General features: G+C 65.8%; 18 protein-coding genes and 1 pseudogene. 10 read left to right on the plus strand and 9 right to left on the minus strand.

The genetic code is table 11. The features are described 5' to 3' along the window. Positions 1-137: 137 nt before the first annotated feature. Positions 138-1,187, plus strand: coding sequence for a serine hydrolase (locus FMQ63_RS03950; RefSeq protein WP_225909454.1), 1,050 nt, complete (start codon positions 138-140; stop codon positions 1,185-1,187). 164 nt (positions 1,188-1,351) lie between these two features. On the opposite strand, the gene FMQ63_RS03955 is transcribed toward FMQ63_RS03950, so the two are convergent. After that, a complete protein-coding gene (locus tag FMQ63_RS03955) occupies positions 1,352-1,714 on the minus strand; it encodes a DoxX family protein (RefSeq protein WP_011555478.1) in 363 nt (120 codons plus the stop codon). Between the two features lie 221 nt (positions 1,715-1,935). On the opposite strand from FMQ63_RS03955, the gene FMQ63_RS03960 reads away from it, so the two are divergent. From FMQ63_RS03960 to FMQ63_RS03970, 3 genes are all read left to right on the plus strand, one after another. Continuing rightward, complete coding sequence (locus FMQ63_RS03960; protein WP_228556359.1) at positions 1,936-2,589, plus strand: hypothetical protein; 654 nt, start codon at positions 1,936-1,938, stop codon at positions 2,587-2,589. A gap of 261 nt (positions 2,590-2,850) precedes the next feature. Continuing rightward, positions 2,851-3,777 (plus strand): triacylglycerol lipase, encoded by a 927-nt coding sequence (locus tag FMQ63_RS03965; protein ID WP_026113764.1) that lies wholly within the window; start codon positions 2,851-2,853, stop codon positions 3,775-3,777. A gap of 23 nt (positions 3,778-3,800) precedes the next feature. Further along, the gene (locus FMQ63_RS03970; protein ID WP_011555481.1) at positions 3,801-4,853 is read left to right on the plus strand and encodes a lipase secretion chaperone; all 1,053 of its coding nucleotides are present in this window, start codon (positions 3,801-3,803) and stop codon (positions 4,851-4,853) included. Between the two features lie 34 nt (positions 4,854-4,887). On the opposite strand, the gene FMQ63_RS03975 is transcribed toward FMQ63_RS03970, so the two are convergent. Together FMQ63_RS03975 and FMQ63_RS03980 are read right to left on the minus strand one after the other, a co-directional pair. Then, on the minus strand, positions 4,888-5,286 hold the full coding sequence (locus FMQ63_RS03975) for a GFA family protein (protein WP_011555482.1): 399 nt from the start codon (positions 5,284-5,286) through the stop codon (positions 4,888-4,890). Positions 5,287-5,341: 55 nt separating this feature from the next. Next, positions 5,342-5,791, minus strand: coding sequence for a hypothetical protein (locus FMQ63_RS03980; RefSeq protein WP_225909456.1), 450 nt, complete (start codon positions 5,789-5,791; stop codon positions 5,342-5,344). A 428-nt stretch (positions 5,792-6,219) separates the two neighbouring features. Between FMQ63_RS03980 and FMQ63_RS37270 the strand changes: the two genes are divergently transcribed. The 3 genes from FMQ63_RS37270 to FMQ63_RS03990 all read left to right on the plus strand — a co-directional run bounded on the left by FMQ63_RS37270 (position 6,220) and on the right by FMQ63_RS03990 (position 7,421). Beyond that, positions 6,220-6,393 (plus strand): hypothetical protein, encoded by a 174-nt coding sequence (locus FMQ63_RS37270; RefSeq protein ID WP_020477858.1) that lies wholly within the window; start codon positions 6,220-6,222, stop codon positions 6,391-6,393. 15 nt (positions 6,394-6,408) lie between these two features. Beyond that, positions 6,409-6,870 (plus strand): YaiI/YqxD family protein, encoded by a 462-nt coding sequence (locus FMQ63_RS03985; protein WP_011555484.1) that lies wholly within the window; start codon positions 6,409-6,411, stop codon positions 6,868-6,870. A gap of 71 nt (positions 6,871-6,941) precedes the next feature. Further along, positions 6,942-7,421, plus strand: coding sequence for a VOC family protein (locus FMQ63_RS03990; protein WP_011555485.1), 480 nt, complete (start codon positions 6,942-6,944; stop codon positions 7,419-7,421). Between the two features lie 9 nt (positions 7,422-7,430). Here the strand turns inward: FMQ63_RS03990 and FMQ63_RS03995 are convergent, their stop codons facing one another. Continuing rightward, positions 7,431-8,699 carry a crosslink repair DNA glycosylase YcaQ family protein gene (locus FMQ63_RS03995; RefSeq protein ID WP_011555486.1) on the minus strand — a complete coding sequence of 423 codons (1,269 nt, stop codon included), beginning with the start codon at positions 8,697-8,699 and terminating at the stop codon, positions 7,431-7,433. Positions 8,700-8,868: 169 nt separating this feature from the next. Here FMQ63_RS03995 and FMQ63_RS04000 point away from each other — a divergent pair, with 169 nt between their 5' ends. Together FMQ63_RS04000 and FMQ63_RS04005 are read left to right on the plus strand one after the other, a co-directional pair. Further along, entirely contained in the window at positions 8,869-9,477 is a 609-nt protein-coding gene (locus FMQ63_RS04000; RefSeq protein WP_011555487.1) for a 2,3-diphosphoglycerate-dependent phosphoglycerate mutase, read from the plus strand. A 192-nt stretch (positions 9,478-9,669) separates the two neighbouring features. Continuing rightward, positions 9,670-10,338: a DUF4476 domain-containing protein gene (locus FMQ63_RS04005; RefSeq protein ID WP_225909457.1), complete on the plus strand. Its 669-nt coding sequence runs from the start codon at positions 9,670-9,672 to the stop codon at positions 10,336-10,338. Between the two features lie 73 nt (positions 10,339-10,411). On the opposite strand, the gene FMQ63_RS04010 is transcribed toward FMQ63_RS04005, so the two are convergent. The 4 genes and pseudogenes from FMQ63_RS04010 to FMQ63_RS04030 all read right to left on the minus strand — a co-directional run bounded on the left by FMQ63_RS04010 (position 10,412) and on the right by FMQ63_RS04030 (position 15,448). Beyond that, positions 10,412-10,990, minus strand: a complete 579-nt coding sequence (locus FMQ63_RS04010; RefSeq protein ID WP_043611538.1) for a hemerythrin domain-containing protein — start codon at positions 10,988-10,990, stop codon at positions 10,412-10,414. 11 nt (positions 10,991-11,001) lie between these two features. Beyond that, entirely contained in the window at positions 11,002-12,375 is a 1,374-nt protein-coding gene (hemN, locus tag FMQ63_RS04015) for an oxygen-independent coproporphyrinogen III oxidase (protein WP_011555490.1), read from the minus strand. A gap of 210 nt (positions 12,376-12,585) precedes the next feature. Continuing rightward, a pseudogene (locus tag FMQ63_RS38635) lies at positions 12,586-13,427 on the minus strand (IS701 family transposase). A gap of 80 nt (positions 13,428-13,507) precedes the next feature. Further along, positions 13,508-15,448 carry an ATP-dependent endonuclease gene (locus tag FMQ63_RS04030; RefSeq protein ID WP_011555491.1) on the minus strand — a complete coding sequence of 647 codons (1,941 nt, stop codon included), beginning with the start codon at positions 15,446-15,448 and terminating at the stop codon, positions 13,508-13,510. A gap of 1,389 nt (positions 15,449-16,837) precedes the next feature. On the opposite strand from FMQ63_RS04030, the gene FMQ63_RS37275 reads away from it, so the two are divergent. Next, entirely contained in the window at positions 16,838-16,984 is a 147-nt protein-coding gene (locus tag FMQ63_RS37275; RefSeq protein ID WP_020477860.1) for a hypothetical protein, read from the plus strand. Between the two features lie 304 nt (positions 16,985-17,288). Here FMQ63_RS37275 and ccoG read toward each other — a convergent pair whose 3' ends face one another. Beyond that, a complete protein-coding gene (gene ccoG / locus FMQ63_RS04040) occupies positions 17,289-18,728 on the minus strand; it encodes a cytochrome c oxidase accessory protein CcoG (protein ID WP_011555492.1) in 1,440 nt (479 codons plus the stop codon). Between the last annotated feature and the right edge of the window lie 7 nt (positions 18,729-18,735).

The following is an 18,735-nucleotide window of genomic DNA, read 5'->3' on the forward strand; positions in this document are numbered from 1 at the left end:
CGCGCACTTGGTCGGCTCCGGCACGGCGGACAAATGACATTCCGTCAATTCCCGTGCAGGCGTGTGACAGCAAGGCGCGGACGCCCCGACGCCGGCCCTCCCTGGCCGCTCCGGACACATGGTGTAGAAGGCCCGCCATGCGTTCCGTGCCGAAGCCGCCCCCCGGTGAATTGCTCCAGGATGCCACCCGCGCCTACGTGCGCGGATATCGCACGGCGTCCCTCTGCGCCGGCATCACCCAGGGAGGCGTGCATCACGTCGAAGCGCTGCGGAGCAAAGGCGCGCCGCCCGCTGAAAGCGCCCTCTTCGCGCTGGGCGAGCTGACCCCGGTCTTCACGGGGGCCCTCCTCGCGTTGCTCGTGGACCAGGGCAAGGCACGGCTCGACATGCCCCTGTCCGAGGTGATTCCCCGGTCGCTGCTCGCGGATGCCACGGCGGGCCGCATCACCCTGGAGCAACTGGCGACACACACCTCGGGAATGCCCCACCTGCCTCCCAACCTGGAGCAGGACACCCAGACGATGGAGGACCCTTTCGGCCATTACGACGCGAGACACTTCGGAGAATTCCTCCAGACCTATCAGCCGGAATGGCCGCCGCCGCGCCGCTATGCGCCCTCCATCCTGGGCATGGGCGTGCTGGGCCACGCCCTCTCCCGGCGCGCGGGGCTCAACTACGGACACGCGTTGAGGGACCTGCTCTTCAAGCCCCTGGGCATGGCCGACACCACGCTGCGCGTGTCCGAGGAACAGGAGCCGCGCCTGACGCCCGGCCACACGGCGCGAGGCAAACCCATCCCCCAATGGACGTTCCCCGCCCTGCCGGGAGCTGGCGCCGCCTACTCCACCGCTCCCGACCTGCTCCGCTTCCTCGATGCGAACCTCGGACGGGGCGACGCGGGCATCGTGCGTGCCCTGCAACTGACCCATGTGCCGCGCGCGGAGGCGAACCCCGGGAAGATGGGGCTCGGGTGGAGCGTGACGCAGGTGCGCGGTCAGCCAGTGGTGTGGCGCTCCTCCGTCATCCGGGGCTACACCAGCTTCATGGGCTTCGCCGCCGGAGCGGACGCGGGCGTGGTGCTGCTGGCGAACCATGGCTGGTCCTTCTTCTCCGCGCTCCGTGGGCGCATCCCCCTGCAAGCCCCAGGGCTCGAGCTGCTTTCCCGCCTCCTCCCGACGGAGGCATAGGTTCGGCGCCCGATGCCGGGGTGAGTCCGCCACACGCGATTGTCTTTCCCTCGCCGGACGCGGCGAAACTGAACGCGGTGCTGGACTTCGTGGGCGCCCGGAGAACGAGCGCCCGCCCTCAGACAACGAAAGCCTGACTCCAGGAGAGGAGCAGTTGCGCGTGCTCAGGGCGCGCGGCGCAGGGGCAGCAAGGCCCGGAGACGTGCGTCCCGCAGAAAAAGACCCGCCCAGGCGAAAACGCCCACGAGGATGGGGGCGATGAACGGCTCGGACAGACGCACGTGCGTCGAGGTGGCGCCGCCGAGGTAGCCCGTAACGAGGATGGCGCCCAAGACGGCTGTCCGCGGCACCGCGTAGAGCACCATGCAGATGAGCTCGGTGATTCCAATGGCCAGCAACACCGAGCCAGGGTAGCCAGACTTCTCGATTCCCTGAATGGCTTCGGGTGACTGACCCAGCTTCATCGACGCGCTGAAGGCCAGTGTGGCGACGACGAGCCCGGTGAAGATGCGTCCCAGCCAGAGCATCCATCCCTTGGCGGCAGGGGCGGACTGCGTGGAGGCCGGGGAGACGGCGGAGGAAGTGCTCGACATGAGAGAGACGCCCTAGGTGGAAGTGGGACCTGGAAGCCTCGCCGATCTAACGATCCCACACACTTCTCCACAAGGGACGAGGCGCAGCGAACAAGCCCATTCGGGGAAGGATGCGCTGTTGACGGAGAGGTTGGCCGCGCGCTCCAATGGCCATCATGGGGGGTCGTTCCATGACGTTGCTGAACGAATTGCGCCAGCGCATTGACTCACGCTTTCCGCTCACCGCCTATGCGGACCCAGCGCCACGCGCATTCCAACCCGCCGCCCTGCTGGCGTTCGCCACCCGGGTGACGGATGCCTATGCGGCCGACGCCCGGCACCTTGATGAGGGATGCAGCGGCTCCTGGCGAGCCCTGCTGGCCCACGCCTTCGACGTCTACGAAGCCGTCCGGCCCTGCCTGTCCATCCGCTATTCGACGCGCACCGTCTACTCAGGCCCGGAGGACATCGCCGCGGACCTGGAGCGGGGACAGCTCGAAATCAACACCGAGCACTGCGAGCATCCCTTGTGGACGCCGGAGGAGAACTGCGTCTTCCGCATCGTCCATGACGTGATTCCCCATGCCATGTACGCGCGGCCCTTCTCGCTGGAGGGAGAAGTGCTCGCCTTCCATGACCACGTCCGCCGGGCCCCCGCAGAGGCGAAGCTGGCGCTGTTCACGGAAATCTTCGGCTATGCCGCCATCCGTTACTCCACCGGCGTGTATCCCGAAACGCAGAAGTGCATTGTCTTCCCGGAGCTGCTCGCGGACTACGAAGCGGGCTTCCTCTCGCCCGCGAGCAGTCCCCCCACGCAGCCCGGGGCGTAAGAGCCCTTTGAACGTCAGCGCCAGGTCGTCTTCTTGCGCGCGGTCCGCGCCGCCGCCGTGATGCGCTCGCGCAGCCCCGGCTCCGCTCAACGCACTGCACTGTGAATCCTTGACGCAACACAGCAAGGGGATGCGACAACTGACCTCGCCCGGTTTACTGATAATGCGGGAGGCGCCTTGATTCTGGTCTGTGATTGGCCTACGCGTTGACTCGCGGGTCAATCCGCAGTGGACCCGTCCCCCGAACAGGAGCCCCTCCTCATGCGAAACGCTGTCCGGACACTGGTTCTGGCTGTCGCGGCACTTGGCTTGTGGTCGCAACCCGCGCTCGCGAATACCCAAACGCAGACCCGCTATCCCATCGTGCTGGCGCACGGCATGGCGGGCTTCGACTCGCTGTTTGGCGTCTACGACTACTTCTACGGCATCGGCTCCGACCTGCGCTCGGGCGGGGCGACGGTGTACGTGACGAGCGTTCCGCAGTTCAACACCACGGAGCAGCGTGGCGAGGCGCTGCTGGCGCAGGTGAAGGACATCGTCGCGCGCTCGGGCAAGGGCAAGGTGAACCTCATTGGCCACAGCCACGGCGGCCTGGACGTGCGCTATGTGGCGGCGGTGCGCCCGGACCTGGTGGCGTCCGTGACGACGGTGGGCTCTCCGCACAAGGGCGCGGACCTGGCGGACTACCTGCGCGCCAACCTCCGGGGCGGCTCCTTCACGGAGAGCGTGCTGGCCTACTTCGCCAACAACCTGGGCACCGTCCTGGGGCTGCTGTCGGGGAAGACGAACCCGCAGGACGCCATTGGCGCGCTGGCGGCGCTCAGCAAGTCTGGCACGGCGGCGTTCAACCAGAAGTACCCGGCGGGCATCCCCTCCAGCAGTTGTGGCCAGGGCGCCGCGACGGGCACGCAGGGCCAGCGCTACTACTCCTGGTCCGGCACGGACCCCTTCACCAACATGCTCGACGTGTCCGACTACCCGATGAAGCTGAGCTCGTTCTTCTACAGCGAGGCGAACGACGGCCTGGTCGGCAAGTGCAGCTCGCACTTCGGCACGGTGTTGCGTGACAACTACGACATGAACCACCTGGACGAGGTGAACCAGGTGCTGGGCCTCACCGCCTTCTTCACCAACCCGAAGACGGTGTTCCGCAACCATGCCAACCGCCTGAAGGGGCTCGGCCTCTAGACGGCCGCGCGCGAAGGACCGCCATGAAGAACCGCGCCGTCATTCCCGTAGCCGCGCTGTGCGCCCTGCTGGGTGCGGGCGTGTTCTCATGGTGGAAGGCCCGGGCGACGCCCACGCCGCCCGGGCCCGCTGTCGCCGCTGTGTCACCGCCGATGCCCTCCGCGCCGCGCGTGGGTACACCGGCGCCGCAACGTGCCGTGCCCACCGCGTCGCCCACTGACACAACGTCCGCCGCGCCCACCCTGCCCCCCATGCCGGGCTCGCTCCAGGACACGGAGGAGGATGGCTTGGCGCAGGTGGATGCATCGGGTCACCTGGTGGTGTCGGCGGACCTGCGGCGCCTGTTCGACTACTACCTTTCCGCGATGGGCGAGGAAGGGCTGCCCGTCATCCGCGAGCGCATCCTCGCCTCGCTGCGGGCCAAGAATCTGCCAGCCGCGGCGATGGAGGAAGCCGTGCGCGTGCTGGATGACTACCTGGCGTATCGCGACGCGGCGCGCACCTTCGCGGCGAACCAACGGGGCGCGGAGCTGGACGTGGGCGCGCGGCTCCAGTCCCTGCGCGAGCTGCGCCGCGAGCACCTGGGCCCCTGGGCGGAGGGACTCTTTGGTGACGAGGAACGGGTGGACGCGGTGTCAGTGGAGCGGATGAAGCTCCAGCAGGACACCACGCTGTCTCCCGAGGCGCGCGAGCGCCGCATCGCCGCGCTGGATGAACAACTCCCCGCGGAATACCGCGCCAGCCGCGACGAGGCGCTGCGCCCCCTGCGGCAGCAGGCGGTGGAGCGCGAGCTGGTGGAATCCGGTGCGTCGGCCGAGGACCTGCGCCAGCACCGGCTGGCCACCGTGGGCGCGGAGGCCACTGAGCGGCTGGAGGCCATGGACCGCGAGGAGGCCGAGTGGAAGCGGCGGCTGGCGGAGTTCCGTTCCCGCCGGGAGGCGCTGGGCCAGTCCGAGCCGAACCCCGCCGCGCGTCAGGCCGCCGTGCAGCGGCTGCTGTTCGACTCCTTCACCCCGGAGGAGCGCTTGCGGGTGGAGGCCCTGGACGCCATCGACGCGGCGGCCGGAGCCCCCTGAGCCTCACAGCGCCGGGGCGTGAGCAAGCAGGTGCTCACTTCCCAGGGAAGGTGTCGTACTCCACGAGGCCCGGAGTGATGTCGTAGTAGTCCCCCTTGCTGCCCAGGTAGATGTGCGCCTTCTCGCGGATGCCGGTGGGCGACTCCAACGTCCCGGCGCAAATCGACATCTTCGCGGAAGGCGCTTCATCGAACAGCACACTGGAACCGCACTCGACGCAGAAGCCGCGCCGCACCGTGGGCGAAACGGTGTGCCATTTGAGGCCGTGCTCCGCCGTGAGCCGGAAGCCATCCCGGTCCACAGCCGCGTAGGCCCCGACGTGCCCATGCCATTTGCGGCACTTCGAACAATGGCAGTACGTCACCGCCGTCAGCGGCGCGCTCACCTCATACCGCACCGCTCCGCAAAAGCAGCCACCCGTGTTCTTGGTCATGCGCTCGTTCTATGACACTCGCCACGAGTGAGCGAGTGCAGTGCATGAGTCGGGTTCAATCGTCATCATCATCGTCGTCGTAGTCCCCGTCCAAAAAGCCAGCGGCCCGCTCCGGCGACGGCACGTTGAAGGTGCAGGTCAGCTCACTGCCATCCCTGTAGCGATAGACGAAGCGGCCCGCGGCCAAGTCATCATTCACCGCGTCCAGGGTCACCGAGCCCGCCACCGGCATGCCCGTCGTGTCGGGAAAGCCCGTCGTCGAGCGTGTCGCCACGCTGGCGAGCCAGTCCACCACCAGCGAGTCGGCAGCCGGCACCAGCCGCTGCCCGTCCTCGTTGGCCAACGCCACCGTCACCGGCCCGCCGCTGACGACGGCCCCATTCACGAGCCGGATGTCCACGCCGAACCTCGTCATACCCGCAGTGCCCTTGGGGTCGTAGCTCAGGTCAATCCAGGTGCCGTGCTGCCCATTCCCGCCGGAGCCATTGCGGATCCACCGGGACATTTCACCATCAATGGGCCATTTCACACGGGTGCCCAGGAGGGTGCCTTGGCATTCCCCGGTGGCTTCGGTACCGCAAGCCGAGGTGAGCAGGGCGATGGCAATGATTGGAATGACGACACGCATTGAAAATAGAGGCATGGGCGTCATCATAGATGCGACCGCCAGTCCTTCCACACCTCCCCAGCCGACGTCTTCCATCCTGGATGATGCATTGCGCCATGACGACCACAAGGGATTGCCTCTCACGGTTTGTCTCCGCCCACGGGCCGTTCGTCCCCACCGCTGTGCAAGGCATCCCTGTCGCCCGACAGCCTTTCACGCAATGCACGAGCAGGAACCCGGAAGGCCCACCGAGGTCGCGCCCCTTCCAGTCCAGACCCAGCTCGCCGAAGCCCGGTTCCAGGCGCTCGCGTCGCAGTCTGGACCACGTGCGCGAGTTGGAGACACTGTCACAGGGAGAGTACCTGCTGGTCCTGGGCACCGACGGAACGGCCGTGCGCACCGGGCGCAACCACCGCGCCCGCATGGAGTCCGCGCTGAGCCTTGGGCCAAAAGACACGGCCGCTCGGCGCGCCGTGGATGAGTCCGCGCGCGGATCCTGAGATAGTCGTCCCCGTATGAAAATCTGGGTCGATGCCGATGCCTGCCCGGGCCCCGTCCGGGACATCATCCTGCGTGCTGGCCAGCGCGTGAAGGTCCACACTGTCTTCGTGGCCAACCACGCGCTCTCCCTGCCCCGGTTGGCCTATGTCTCCAGCGTGCAGGTGGGCGCGGGCCTCGACGTCGCCGACCGGCACATCGCCCAGCAGGCACAGCCGGGAGACCTGGCCGTCACCCAGGACATTCCGCTCGCCGCGCTGCTGGTGCCCAAGGGCGTCGTGGTGCTGGACCCGCGCGGAGAGGTCTTCACCGAGGAGAACGTCGCCGAGCGGCTCTCCGTCCGGAACTTCATGCAGGAGCTTCGGGAGAGCGGCGTGACGACCGGAGGCCCGGACGGATACTCGGCTCAGGACCGGCAGCAGTTCGCAGGCGCCCTGGACCGGGAGCTGACCCGGCTGGTGAAAACGGAGCCCAAGTAAAATTCGTCCAATCCTCCCGAGCGCGCCGGAGGCATCCTCCTGGCATCCACCCCCACCCAGGAAGGTGCTCCATGAACAACAAGAACCCGTCCTCCTCCGCCGCGACGCTCCCCGAGGGCCCCCGCCTCTCCCTGGCCCTGGTGACGAAGGACGCGCCCGCCGCGCTCGACTTCTACACACGCGCCTTCGGCGCCCGGGAGAAGTACCGGCTCACCGAGCCGAGCGGGCGCGTGGGCCACGCGGAGATGGACCTGGGCGGTGTGACGCTGATGCTCGCGGACGAATACCCGGAGTACGACATCCTGAGCCCCCAGAGCCGCGGGGGCACGACGTGCTCGCTGAACCTCCGGGTGGATGACGTGGACGCCGCCGCCCAGCGTGCCATCGACGCGGGCGCCACCCTGGAGCGCCCCATCCAGGACGAGTTCTACGGCGAACGCTCGGCGCACCTGAGAGATCCGTTCGGCCATCGCTGGGCCCTCAACGCCCGCATCGAGAACGTGTCCCCCGAGGAGATGCAGCGCCGCTTCACGCGGATGCTCCAGGGCTGAGGCTCCGGCCTACTCCCCCAGCGACTTCACGAAGTCCGCGCGCTTCTGCACGGAGTCCTCGTTGTCCAGGCTGAAGCTGCGCGCGAGGCTGAAGTCCTCTCGAAGGAACGTGGCCGTGTCCTCGGCCAGGGCCTGCACGGCCTTGCGCCGCTTGGGCGCCAGCGGCTCGAAGGTGTGGAACACCACGTCGTCCGCCTTCGGGTCGAACTCCCACAGCCCCACCAGCCGCTCCGCATCCAGCACGGGGCGGACGAAGATGTGGGCGGCCTCGCCCAGGGTGCCGCCCTTGGCGGAGCCCCACGTCGGAACCTCGATGCCATGGTGCTTGGGGTCCGTCACCCAGGCGGGCCCGCCATGCGACGAGACATACAGGTCATGCGCGGGCAGCAGGGACACGGACGTGGCCGCAGGGACCTTCTCTCGCAAATCAGCCAGGACGTCCTCGGGCACATAGGCCGCCTCCGAGTACCCTTCCACGGCCACCGGCACCAGCCCCGCCCGCGCCACGGCCGCCTTCGCGTCCCGCTGTGAGAAGGCCGACCACGCCGCGAAGTCCTCCACCGTCGCCGGACCGAACTGCCGGAAGAAGAGGGCCGCCAGCCGCGCGTTGCGCTCCTCCGCCGCGGCGGGCACCTTGGCCCCGGTGAAGGGGTTGCGAGCCGTCAGCCGCCACAGGTAGCGCTCCGTATCCAGCCGCCCGCCCTCGGTGCGGCGTTCCACCTTGCCCTCGAACTCCAGGTGGCGCAGCGCGGGCGGCAGCGTCGAGGACAGGCCCACCTTCTTGCCCACCTCGCCCAGGCTGCGCACCACGCCCGCGGGCATCGCCTTGCGCAGCGCGTCCGTGGACAGCGGCCCCTTGCGCAGCGCCACCAGCGCGGCCTCGGCCACGTCCGCCAGTTCCTTCGCGCCCAGGCCCACCTTCTCGTGCTCGCGGTCGGCCCGCTTGCGGTACGCCTCCTCGGCAACGCGCATCACCAGGGGCACGTGGGCGCGAGGCACCAGGTAGATGCAGCCACGCACCGCGGGAATCACCTGGAGCTGGGACGCCTCCGCCGCCGCGTCCAGGTCCGCCCGCCGCAGCCCCGGCACTCGGGCCCGCACCGCCAGGTACACGTCCACGCCACCCAGCGTCCGCACCCAGCCCGTCGTGGCGACCACCTCTTCCAGGCTCCCCTTCAGCGGCTCCGCGAGCCCCTGCGTCCGCAGCCAGTGCGCACGGGCGCGGGCCAGGGTGATGCTCAGCGCGGAATCAGCGGATGCGGCGACCTTGCGAGCCATGGTGTCTCCTCCTCCATTCCCTCTAGTGCGGTGGGCCCCGGCTCCACCAGGGGCACCGCGTGAGAAAGCAGCCTGAACGAAGCGCGAGACTGTGGAGCCTGGAACGCCCGGCCCCGGGTGGACGCGTACACCCCTGGCCGCCCCAGGGCTTCTGAATTACCTGAAGGCCATGCCTACCCTCGTCCTGGTCCGACACGGTCAGTCGCTGTGGAATCAAGAGAACCGCTTCACCGGCCTCGTCGACGTCCCCCTCACCGACCAGGGGCGCCAGGAGGCCCGGCGCGCGGCGGAGGCGCTGAGCGGGATGACGTTCGACGTCGCCTATACGTCAGCGCTCATCCGGGCGCAGGAGACGCTGTCCATCCTCTTGGACGCGTTGGGACAGCAGGTCCCCACCATCCGGGACGCCGCCCTCAACGAGCGCAACTACGGCGACCTGCAGGGGCTCAACAAGGCGGACGCCGCGAAGCGTTGGGGGGCCGCGCAAATCAAGGAGTGGCGCCGCTCCTTCGACGTGCCGCCCCCCAACGGCGAGTCCCTGGAGATGACAGCGGAGCGCGTGTTGCCGTTCTATGAGCGCGCCATCGCCGGAGACCTGCGCCTGGGGAAGAACGTGCTGGTGGTGGCCCACGGCAACTCCAACCGTTCCCTGGTGATGAAGCTGGACAACCTCACGGGGGAGCAGGTGGTGGGGCTGGAGCTGGCCACCGGGGTGCCGCTCATCTACGAGATGTCGCCGGACGGAGAGGTGCTGTCCAAGCGCACCGCGTCCCCCTGACTCAGGTGAAGGCACAGGGGGCTACCCATCCCCCTGGAGTCATGGGATACGCACGGCGGCGCGAGGACGGCTCAGGCCGCTCCAGGGGGAACTTCCGTGGTCCGGAGGCAGGCTGTACGCCCTACCGCGTCCGGTTGAATGGAACCGGCCCCGGCGCGTCAGATGCTTCGAGCACATGAAAGGACGCTCCCCATGAAGGCCCTGATCACCTCCCTCGCTCTCCTCTTCGCCCTTCCCTCCCTGGATGCCCACGCCCAGGCGGAGATGCGCCGTCCGCCCAGCCCGCCGCCGGGGCAGCAGATGCCGCAGCCGCACCATCCGCACCAGCCCAACTACCCGCCGCAGCACTCCGGCAGCCAGGTGGTGGTGGACCGGCGGGAGTTGAACGAGCGCCTGGACCGGCTGGAGAAGCTGCTGAAGGAAGCCGAGCAGCGGATGAACCGGCAGGAGCGCAACAAGTTCCGCAACGCCAAGGAGACGCTGAACTCCGTGCAGGACCTGGTGAACAGGGCGCCGCTGCTGGCCACCGTCCTCCCGCCTCCGGCGCCGATGCCGCCCCCGCAGCCGGTGGTGCGGCCCATCTCGGACAGCGAGCTGCGCCGCATCCACTCTTCCATCTCCCTGCAGACCTTCGCCGAGGACAAGATGCGCGTGCTCGTCTCGGCGGCCCAGCACCACTACTTCCTGGTCTCCCAGGTGGGCCAGCTCCTGGGCAACTTCCAGTTCACCCAGGACAAGCTGGCCGTGGTGCGCGAGCTGAAGCCGTACATCCTTGACCCGCAGAACAGCCACACGCTCTACAGCCACTTCTCCTTCTCCAGCGACAAGAAGCGGCTGGACGACATTCTCTCGCAGCGCTGACCCGCGCGGGCTGACAGGCAGACAGCAGGACTCCGGGCGTCGCGGGAAGTGCTTCCGCGGCGCCCGTCGCATTCTAGAACGAGCACACCGGTCCGCGCGGGAAGAGACGTCCCGCCGGGGGGGGCGTGAAGGCGCGCTCCATGGCATCCGCGGCATCCGCCAGCGAGCCATGCGACGCCTCGATTCGGGCGAAGCGCGTCCGCATCCGGTCCAGGATTCCCGCGGGCAGCAGCCGCCGCGCCATGGGGAACACCTGCGCCTCCTCCACCGCGGTGTGCCCCCGGTACAGGCGCAACCAGTCATCCGCCGCGTCGAGCATGCGCGCGGGGTCCGTCTCCCCGCCACGCAGCATCGCCTCCGCCGCGCAGAGCATGGCCACCGCGTGCTCGCTGCCGGTGCCGTGCTCGCCGGACACCTGGGCCAGCAGCCCGGGCGCCAGCGGCAGCCGGTGCGCCACCATCGTCTGGAAGAGCACCATCTCCTTCGCGTGGTGGCTGCCGTCCACGAAGGTGAGGAAGAAGTTCGCGGCGCGCAGGAAGAGCGAGGCCGAGACGAACTCCCCATCGCGGCCCTTCGCCACCGCCCGATCCAGGACCACCAGCACGCGCTGGATGTGGCGGTGCTCCTGGTTCAACACGTCCAATGCATCCATGACCGACCCCTTCACACCGTGCGGGAAAAGCGGGGGCGCTCCGTCCCCGCGAGATACGCGTCGAACACCATGGCCACGTTGCGGACGAAGAGCCGCCCCATGGGCGTCAGCTCCAACTGCGAGCCGGTGCGCATCACCAGGCCGTCGGCCTCGAACGCGCGCAGCCGCTCCAACTCCGGCGCGAAGTAGTCGGCGCCGTCCGCCCCCAGGTCCACCCAGAAGTTGCACATGAGCCGGGTGATGACCGCGCGGCGGCGCTGGTCGTCCGCCGTCAGTGACAAGCCCCGCTCCGTGGCCAGACAGCCCTGGGAGACGCGCTCGTAGTAGCGTGGCAGCGCGCGGACGTTCTGCGCATACGCGCCGTCCACGTCGCTGATGCCGGTGCTGCCAATGGCCACCACGTCCGACGCGGCCTTGACGGTGTAGCCCTGGAAGTTGCGGCCCAGCCGGCGCTCGGCCTGCGCGCGCGCCAGTTCGTCCTCGGGCACCGCGAAGTGGTCCATGCCGATGGGCCGGTAGCCCGCGGACACAAAGGCCGCGTAGGCGGAGCGGAACAACTCCAGCTTGGCGCGCCCGCTGGGAATGGCCTCCGCGGGCATGCGCCGTTGGTGCTTCAGCACTTCGGGCATGAACGCGAAGGAGTAGACGGCCAGCCGGTCCGGCCGCATCGACAACACCGTGTCCAGCGTGCGGGCCCACCCCTCGGCGTCCTGGTGTGGCAGACCGTAGATGAGGTCGAAGTTCACGCCCTTGAAGCCCAGCAGCCGCGCGTGCTCCAGCAGCGCCCGCGTCTCCTCCGGGGACTGGATGCGGTTGGTGACCTCCTGCACGCGCGCGTCGAAGTCCTGCAGGCCCATGGACACGCGGTTGAAGCCCAGGCTCCGAAGCAGCGTGAGCTGGCCGGGCGTCGTCACGGCCGGGTGGATTTCGATGGCCACCTCCGCGTCCGACGCGATGCGGAAGCGACGGGTGAGCGCCGTCCACAGCCGTTCCAGCTGCCGCTCATCCAGGAAGGTGGGCGTCCCCCCACCCCAGTGAATCTGGGACAAGGAGCGCCGGCAGCCGAGCCGCTGCACCACCAGGTCCAGCTCCATCTCCAGATGGTCGATGTACTGGTCCGCCGCGGCCCGGTCCCGGCTGATGACGACGTTGCAGCCGCAGTACCAGCAGAGACTGCGGCAGAAGGGCAAGTGCACGTAGAGCGACAGCGGCTCGGCGTGCTCCCGGGAGCCTGCATGCTCGAGCCGCTCCACCAGATGCTCCGGACCGAAGTCCTTCCGCCACTCGGGCGCCGTGGGGTAGCTGGTGTAGCGAGGGCCGGAGACGTCGTACCGGCTCAGCAGGGCTTCGGGTGGCGTGGGGACTTCCTGGCGGGGGGGCTCCATCTCACCGATTCACCATTCCAAGCCTCGTGCCAGGAGCATCCACGACGGGGATGTGGCGCAAGTCGTGCAGGTCTTGCGGCCCCCTCCCCCCACGGCGCAACCCCTGCGCCGTGGCGCCCCTGACCGGGGGAACCTTGCCCTACCCTCCCGTGGCAGCAGGCCCCAGGAAGCGAGCCTCCATGCGCTTCACGACACCGGAGGCCGAGTCCGCTATCTCGACGGTGAAGTGGAACGGAAGCTCCGTTCTGCTTCGGTCCACGGTGCTGAACAGCGGCCTAACTCATCGACGTAGCGTGTGCGAGGACGCCTCATCTGGTACGGCAGCTGTGGCTTGGCACCAGTGGGCCATACGTTGGCATTGCCTTGCACGCCCACCAGGAAGCGCAATCCCCTGGCTCGAAGCGCCTCACGAAAATCTCGGCAACTGCCGTAGCCCGAGTCGGACAGGACCAGCTCTTCTTTCACGCCCCAGCCGAAGGTCTCATTGAAAACCTTGAGTGCTTCCTCCCATTTTCGCTCGAAGCAAACCTCCCGTGGGACGCCCGCTGCACGCACGCAGCGCCTGTCCGCCATCCATTCCTGGGGAGGTACAAGCGCATTCCAATGCAGCCGCTGCCCTTCTCACCCGTCACGTGTAGACTCACTGCTACTTGGCAATTGTCCGTGCGGCCCAAGGTCCCCGAGTACTGGCGTGCGCTCCGCACGGAATGCATGCCTTTCTTCGGGAATCCCGTGTCGCCGATGAGGAGGGCTTCCAGGCCCGGCAGCTCTCGCTCCAACTTCTGAGTGAGGTGGCAGTGCACCTCGGCATCATCCCAGGCCGCGCCGGAAACATACTGCTGCAATCGCAGGAGCAGAGCTTCCGTCTGGTCTGGTGCATGGGTCAGTCGTTCCGCCATGGGCTCGATGATCTTGCTCTCTCCGTCCAGGAGGAGGCCCGTGACGTAGCCGCCCAGGGCGCGCCGTCGTTCGGTGCGCCTAGTTCCTACTGCCATCGTGTCCAGGTACCCGGAGAGTTCTCGGTCGAGCTTGTGGAGTTGCGCGGGCGTCATGTCCCATCAACACGGGGCCGCCACGCCTGATTTATCTGACCGAGCAGTGTTAGTTCACCCCTGGTCTTCTTTGGGTGTCTTTAGCAATCGTCACACGTAGTCAAATAATCAAGCAACTTCCGTATCTCCAAAGGAACCAACCGCTCTACATCACTCTGCGCAACGTCTCCCCACCCATGAGCCACCATCTGAACCACATCTCGACGGATACAATTTTGCAGCATCAACGGAAGGCGACTCCGAATTTCGCTTAGAACAACCTTTGCGCGACTCCGACCTCTTTGCCAAACATCGGGACGAGCACCAACCTCGCTCTTTGCCTGTTCGAGAGCATTCACTAGCGTACTGTCATCCCTCTTCGTTCGAGCCAAGGCTATCATCAACTGCCCAGTAGCCTCCATCAAAAGTTGCTCATCCCGATCGGCACAACCGAGCGAAGCGACAACGATGTCAGTCAATTCCCGACTAGAGACCCACTGTTCGCCCTTTCGGTGTCCGAAAATCACTGGCGAAATCCAGCCAAGCAGACACGAAGCGTCGAGAAATAAAGATTCGATACTATGTCGCGACCAAACTACATCAAGCAATCTAAAGCCAGACTCCTCCCTAAAGGGACCCAACGCAGGAGAACGGCTATAGTCTCGATCCAACACACGAACAATGTGCACTGGATTACCCGAGCGGCCCTCTACCGAAAGCAAGGGGCGAAGTGCCTGCATAAGCACACTCGTTGCGGCAGAGTTCCCCGCACCACCAAGTGGAACAAACGTCCAGGCTCCAAATCGAGCCAGCAACTTAGGCTGTCCCCGAAAATAGACTTCTGCACACTGCCTAAGGAGTTCTGCGTCGCTTGGACCTTCGTAAAACAATATTTTTCTCGAGCGCAGAAACTGAATACTTGAAAACAGACTAAGATCACACCAACGCCCCAGTTCGTCAAGAAGCACACCTTCAGAAGCAAGAATATTTGCAGATGTCGCTTTCTTATCCACAACTAGAAGCGACGTATCGGATCGGCGTGCGAGCCGATTTATTGCCTCGACTGAATGGGTCGCAATAAAGAGTTGCGCCCCCAGTTCGCGGGAAAGCTCAGCCAAGTACATGGCAACAACCCCCTGAAGGCGCGGATGAAGATGTGCTTCTGGCTCATCGAGGAGCAAGAAGACTGGACGCCGCTCGACGATTGATTTTCGGTATCGCCAGAGGGCAGAAAATATTGCAATCAGACTACTGAAACCCGCTCCTGCTGAAGCGAGCTCAAGCTCCCCTTCCTGATCTCGAAAATACACCTTCAGGTTTTCGACCCGATCGAAATCCGATTTCGAAGTGAATGAACTAATCGTTGCTCCTACGGATTCCCTAAGGAGTCGATTCAAGCGCGCGAGGCCCGCTCTGTCGAGACGAACAACCAAGTTTCGGATTATCTGACTCTGCTGCCCTCGCATCATCATTCGCTCAACTGCATGAGTGCTTCGATACTCTTCATTGGGGCCCGCACCTGGAAAGATAGGTATGAATACGGCAACGGGCTCATTCTCCCGGAGCAACTCTAGAATGCGACGCGCACGTTTGTGCGTACCATATTCGAGTCCCTGAACCTCGGCTAAAACCTTTGGACTACAGACTTTGACGTCAACATTCCCCGAGTCATCTACATTGAGAATGAAATGCCCAATCAGGCTCTCCTCAGAGAAATGCAGCTCAATTCTAAATGAGTCGTCTGGATCAAAATAGAGCTCACTTAGCTCCTCCACAGAAATCCAAAGAAGAGTCTTGAGCCCCAAGAAAACCAGTGGGTCGATGCGTATATAATCATCTTTGCATTGAGATTGAAATTCCCTAAACTCACGAACGCGGCCTTCCTGCAGAACCCAGGAATATGCCGCGCACGCAAAGCGAATGGCTGACATGAGCGTTGTTTTTCCAGCATTGTTTGGACCAACCAGCACATTGGTTTCTTGGAAGTTTGCTGTAAATGAATGAAACCCGCGAAAATTCTCGACAATCACCTTCGTTAGCATCTAGGCAAGCTCCTCTATTTACTACTCCGGGACATCACTGAAATACTCAATGGCATTGGCGGGATAGACTGGATTCTTTCTGAACTTGGGAGCGGAGAGCAACTGAACGCAGTAAAATAGGGAGCCATGTCCCCCTTGACGGAAAGAAGATAAGGGCGGTTGCGTTCCGACGAGCGACGTGTCACGAGCCATTGCAGAGATAGATCTTGTGGTGGCCCCTAACGCAAGGCGCAGTTGATGTGAACACTGGGGCTGATCTTCATTGGGGATGAGCGAGGGACTTCCCACCCCCTGGAGTTACGTCAGTGAGAATCACCCGCTTCGGCGGCTCTTCCGCACTTCGTGTGGTGTCCCTCGAGGGAGTAGTCAAACGCGGCAAGCCGCCACCTGGGCGAATCCACCCTGGGAATGGAAACGCTGTACCCACTTCTTGGATGTCGAGTGGACCGGGTGCCCCACGGTAGCTCAGCGGGTGTCGGCCTTGGTGTAGGCATGGAGGGTACGGGAGCACGATGTCCCTCCTGCCAGACGCCAGTACCGCAGTGCATGGCAGCTACGTCCGGCGCCCAGCGGACCTGCCCGCCGTAGAGCGCGTCGTGCAATTCGAACTTCGCGTGCGCCGCTTTTGCAGCCGAAACACGGAATGCTCTCGCCGTACGTTCGCTGAGCGGCCGTCGCGCCTTCTGGCTGCTCGGGCTCGGCGGACACGGAGGCCGACCACCGAGCAGTGCGCCGTTGCAGTCACAGTGGGAGCAGAGGCTAAAGCCAGGCTACTCAAACCCCTGGCCGTGCCCTCCGGGTTGAACTCCGCGGAGGCCGCGACGTTGGCGCGCATCCAGCGGGACAAGGACGCGTCGCGTGTCGTTACATTGACTCGGCAACTCTGTGAACTCGTTCGCTCGAGGTACGTTTCACAGAGAGCAAGACGAGCGAGGACATGTAAGCCCTTCGAAGCGTGCCTGGACAAAGCTCGCGGGTGCGGGGGGCGCGCAACCACGACGGCTCGCTTACCACCGACAGGCCCGATGTCATGTGGGGCACCGACGCCACCTGCACGGTGACGACGTTGGAAGGGCAGGCCACCGTCTTCATCGCCGTCGACGATGGCACTGCCGAGTGCGTAGGCATCCACGCCGCCAAAGTGGGAAGCCGCTTCGAGGCTCTCGAGCCCATTCGGCGGGGCATCAAGGCGCGCTTCGGTGCGTACGGCCAGGGCGTGGCTTCGGGGCTAGCTATTCGCCACGACAACGGCAGCCAGTACACCTCTGACGTCTTTCAGAACGAGTTGCGCTTCCTGGGCGCCAACTCCAGTCCGTCCTTCATTCGCAGTCCCGAGGGCAACGGCTGCGCCGAGCGTTTCATCCGCCCCCCAAGGAGCAACTGCTCTGGGTGCGCACCTTCGCCACCATGGAGGAACTCCGGCTGGACCTGCTGGAATGGGCCCACCGGTATAACGAGCACTCGCTACTTGAGCGCCACGACTTCCTTTCGCCGAGTCAGGCCCAGCGGGAGCTGAGGCTGAAGCAAGCGGCCTGATTACGACCAACCTGGTGTCTCAACAACCCGGTGCGGTACAAGCGCCAGTTGTATGGCCGCGCCAACTTCGACCTGCTGCGTCGTCGCGTGCTGCTCGCTGTTTGAGCCTACAGTCCGCACGAAGTGCGGGAGAGCCACGGAAGCAGGTGACGCTCATACTGTCCTTGGTTTCCCCAATACCCGGTAAGCCGGTAATCTGCTGATACCTCAATCCATCCTCATCGAAGCCCCGAACTGGCTTGCCCCAGCCTTTCCGGAATGGGAAGTCCAACGCTCATTCCCTATGAGGTTCAGGTCTATCCAATCACGGCAACTGCGCCTCAGGTTGGAGGCTATAAACAGGTCCCAGGAAGCGGGCCTCCATGCGCTTCACTTCACCGGAGGCCGCGTCGGCCACCTCGACGGTGAAGTGGAATGGCAGCTCCGTTCCGCTTTGGTCCACGGTGATGAACAGCGGCACCCGGAAGCTCTCCAGCGAGGCGAGTGTCACCTGCGCCTGTGGCACCACCACCTTCGCGGGCACGGGACTGTCCACGCGGATGGTGAGCACCGTCTCGGAGGGGTTCTTGTTCACCAGGTGCAACTCGAACTGGTTGCGCACCGTGCCCTGCTCGACGACGTAGGGCATGCCCTGGAAGCGCAGCAGGTTCGCCTCGAAGGGCACGCGCCGCACCAGGCTCAGCGTGAAGCCCACCACCGCCACCAGCATCAACGCGCCGTAGATGAACAAGCGGGGCCGGAGCACCCGCCGTGGCTGCCCATCCAATCCGTTGAGTGAGTCATAGCGGATGAGCCCACGCGGCCGGCCCAGCTTGTCCATGACGCCGTCGCACGCATCCACGCACTGCGCGCACGCGAGGCAGTCCATCTGCAAGCCATTGCGGATGTCGATGCCCGTGGGGCACACGGCCACGCACTTGAAGCAGTCCACGCAGTCGCCGCGCGGAGGTGGGGCCGGGACACCCGGAGCGGCCTTGATGAGACGGCCCCGGGGTTCTCCGCGCCGCGTGTCATAGCCGACGATGAGCGAGTCCCGGTCCTGCATCGCCGACTGGAGGCGGCCATACGGGCACACCACCACGCAGAGCTGCTCACGGAACCACGCGAAGTTGAAGTACAGCGCGCCCGTTACGGCCATGGCCCACGTGAAGGCCACCGGCGACGCCACCGGGCCATCGGCCACCATCGCGATGAGCCCTCCCGCCGAGACGAAGAGGCTCAACGCCGCGTGGGAGATGAGCAGCGACACCGCGGCGTACGCGCCATGTTTGAGCACCGCCCGCGCTACGCGCACGGGCGTCCACGGCTCCTTCGCGGCCTTCAGCCGCCGCTCCCGGGGCCCATCGAAGAACCGCTCGATGGGACGATAGAGCGCCTCCAGGAACACCGTCTGGGGACACGCCCAGCCGCACCACACGCGTCCCAGCCACGCGGTGAAGAACAGCAGGCCGAAGCCCACCGACGTCAACAGGAACAGGACGCGCCAGAAGTCCTGCGCGTTGTACGTGCCGCCGAAGAGGTAGAAGCGGCGCGCCGCCACGTCCAGGTGCACCGCCGGGTGGCCCCCCACCTCCACCAGTGGCAGGGCCAGGTAGATGGCGATGAGGACCGCGAAGCCCACCCGCCGCCGAGTGATGAACCGGCCGTGCACGTCCGCCGGGTGGAGCGCCAGCCGCGAACCATCCGCGTGGATGGACGTGAGCTGGTCGATGCGCGGGCCATCCCGCTGCGGTGCCGCAGACATGACTGCA

This window comes from Myxococcus sp. CA005 (genome assembly GCF_006518205.1).
Lineage (GTDB): Bacteria > Myxococcota > Myxococcia > Myxococcales > Myxococcaceae > Myxococcus > Myxococcus xanthus.

Bases quoted from the DNA above. Each gene is read 5' to 3' on its own strand.
- FMQ63_RS03950 (WP_225909454.1), top strand. From the start codon at position 138: ATGCGTTCCGTGCCGAAGCCGCCCCCCGGTGAATTGCTCCAGGATGCC.
- FMQ63_RS03955 (WP_011555478.1), bottom strand. From the start codon at position 1,714: ATGCTCTGGCTGGGACGCATCTTCACCGGGCTCGTCGTCGCCACACTG.
- FMQ63_RS03960 (WP_228556359.1), top strand. From the start codon at position 1,936: ATGGGGGGTCGTTCCATGACGTTGCTGAACGAATTGCGCCAGCGCATT.
- FMQ63_RS03965 (WP_026113764.1), top strand. From the start codon at position 2,851: ATGCGAAACGCTGTCCGGACACTGGTTCTGGCTGTCGCGGCACTTGGC.
- FMQ63_RS03970 (WP_011555481.1), top strand. From the start codon at position 3,801: ATGAAGAACCGCGCCGTCATTCCCGTAGCCGCGCTGTGCGCCCTGCTG.
- FMQ63_RS03975 (WP_011555482.1), bottom strand. From the start codon at position 5,286: ATGACCAAGAACACGGGTGGCTGCTTTTGCGGAGCGGTGCGGTATGAG.
- FMQ63_RS03980 (WP_225909456.1), bottom strand. From the start codon at position 5,791: ATGTCCCGGTGGATCCGCAATGGCTCCGGCGGGAATGGGCAGCACGGC.
- FMQ63_RS03985 (WP_011555484.1), top strand. From the start codon at position 6,409: ATGAAAATCTGGGTCGATGCCGATGCCTGCCCGGGCCCCGTCCGGGAC.
- FMQ63_RS03990 (WP_011555485.1), top strand. From the start codon at position 6,942: ATGAACAACAAGAACCCGTCCTCCTCCGCCGCGACGCTCCCCGAGGGC.
- FMQ63_RS03995 (WP_011555486.1), bottom strand. From the start codon at position 8,699: ATGGCTCGCAAGGTCGCCGCATCCGCTGATTCCGCGCTGAGCATCACC.
- FMQ63_RS04000 (WP_011555487.1), top strand. From the start codon at position 8,869: ATGCCTACCCTCGTCCTGGTCCGACACGGTCAGTCGCTGTGGAATCAA.
- FMQ63_RS04005 (WP_225909457.1), top strand. From the start codon at position 9,670: ATGAAGGCCCTGATCACCTCCCTCGCTCTCCTCTTCGCCCTTCCCTCC.
- FMQ63_RS04010 (WP_043611538.1), bottom strand. From the start codon at position 10,990: ATGGATGCATTGGACGTGTTGAACCAGGAGCACCGCCACATCCAGCGC.
- hemN (WP_011555490.1), bottom strand. From the start codon at position 12,375: ATGGAGCCCCCCCGCCAGGAAGTCCCCACGCCACCCGAAGCCCTGCTG.
- FMQ63_RS04030 (WP_011555491.1), bottom strand. From the start codon at position 15,448: ATGCTAACGAAGGTGATTGTCGAGAATTTTCGCGGGTTTCATTCATTT.
- ccoG (WP_011555492.1), bottom strand. From the start codon at position 18,728: ATGTCTGCGGCACCGCAGCGGGATGGCCCGCGCATCGACCAGCTCACG.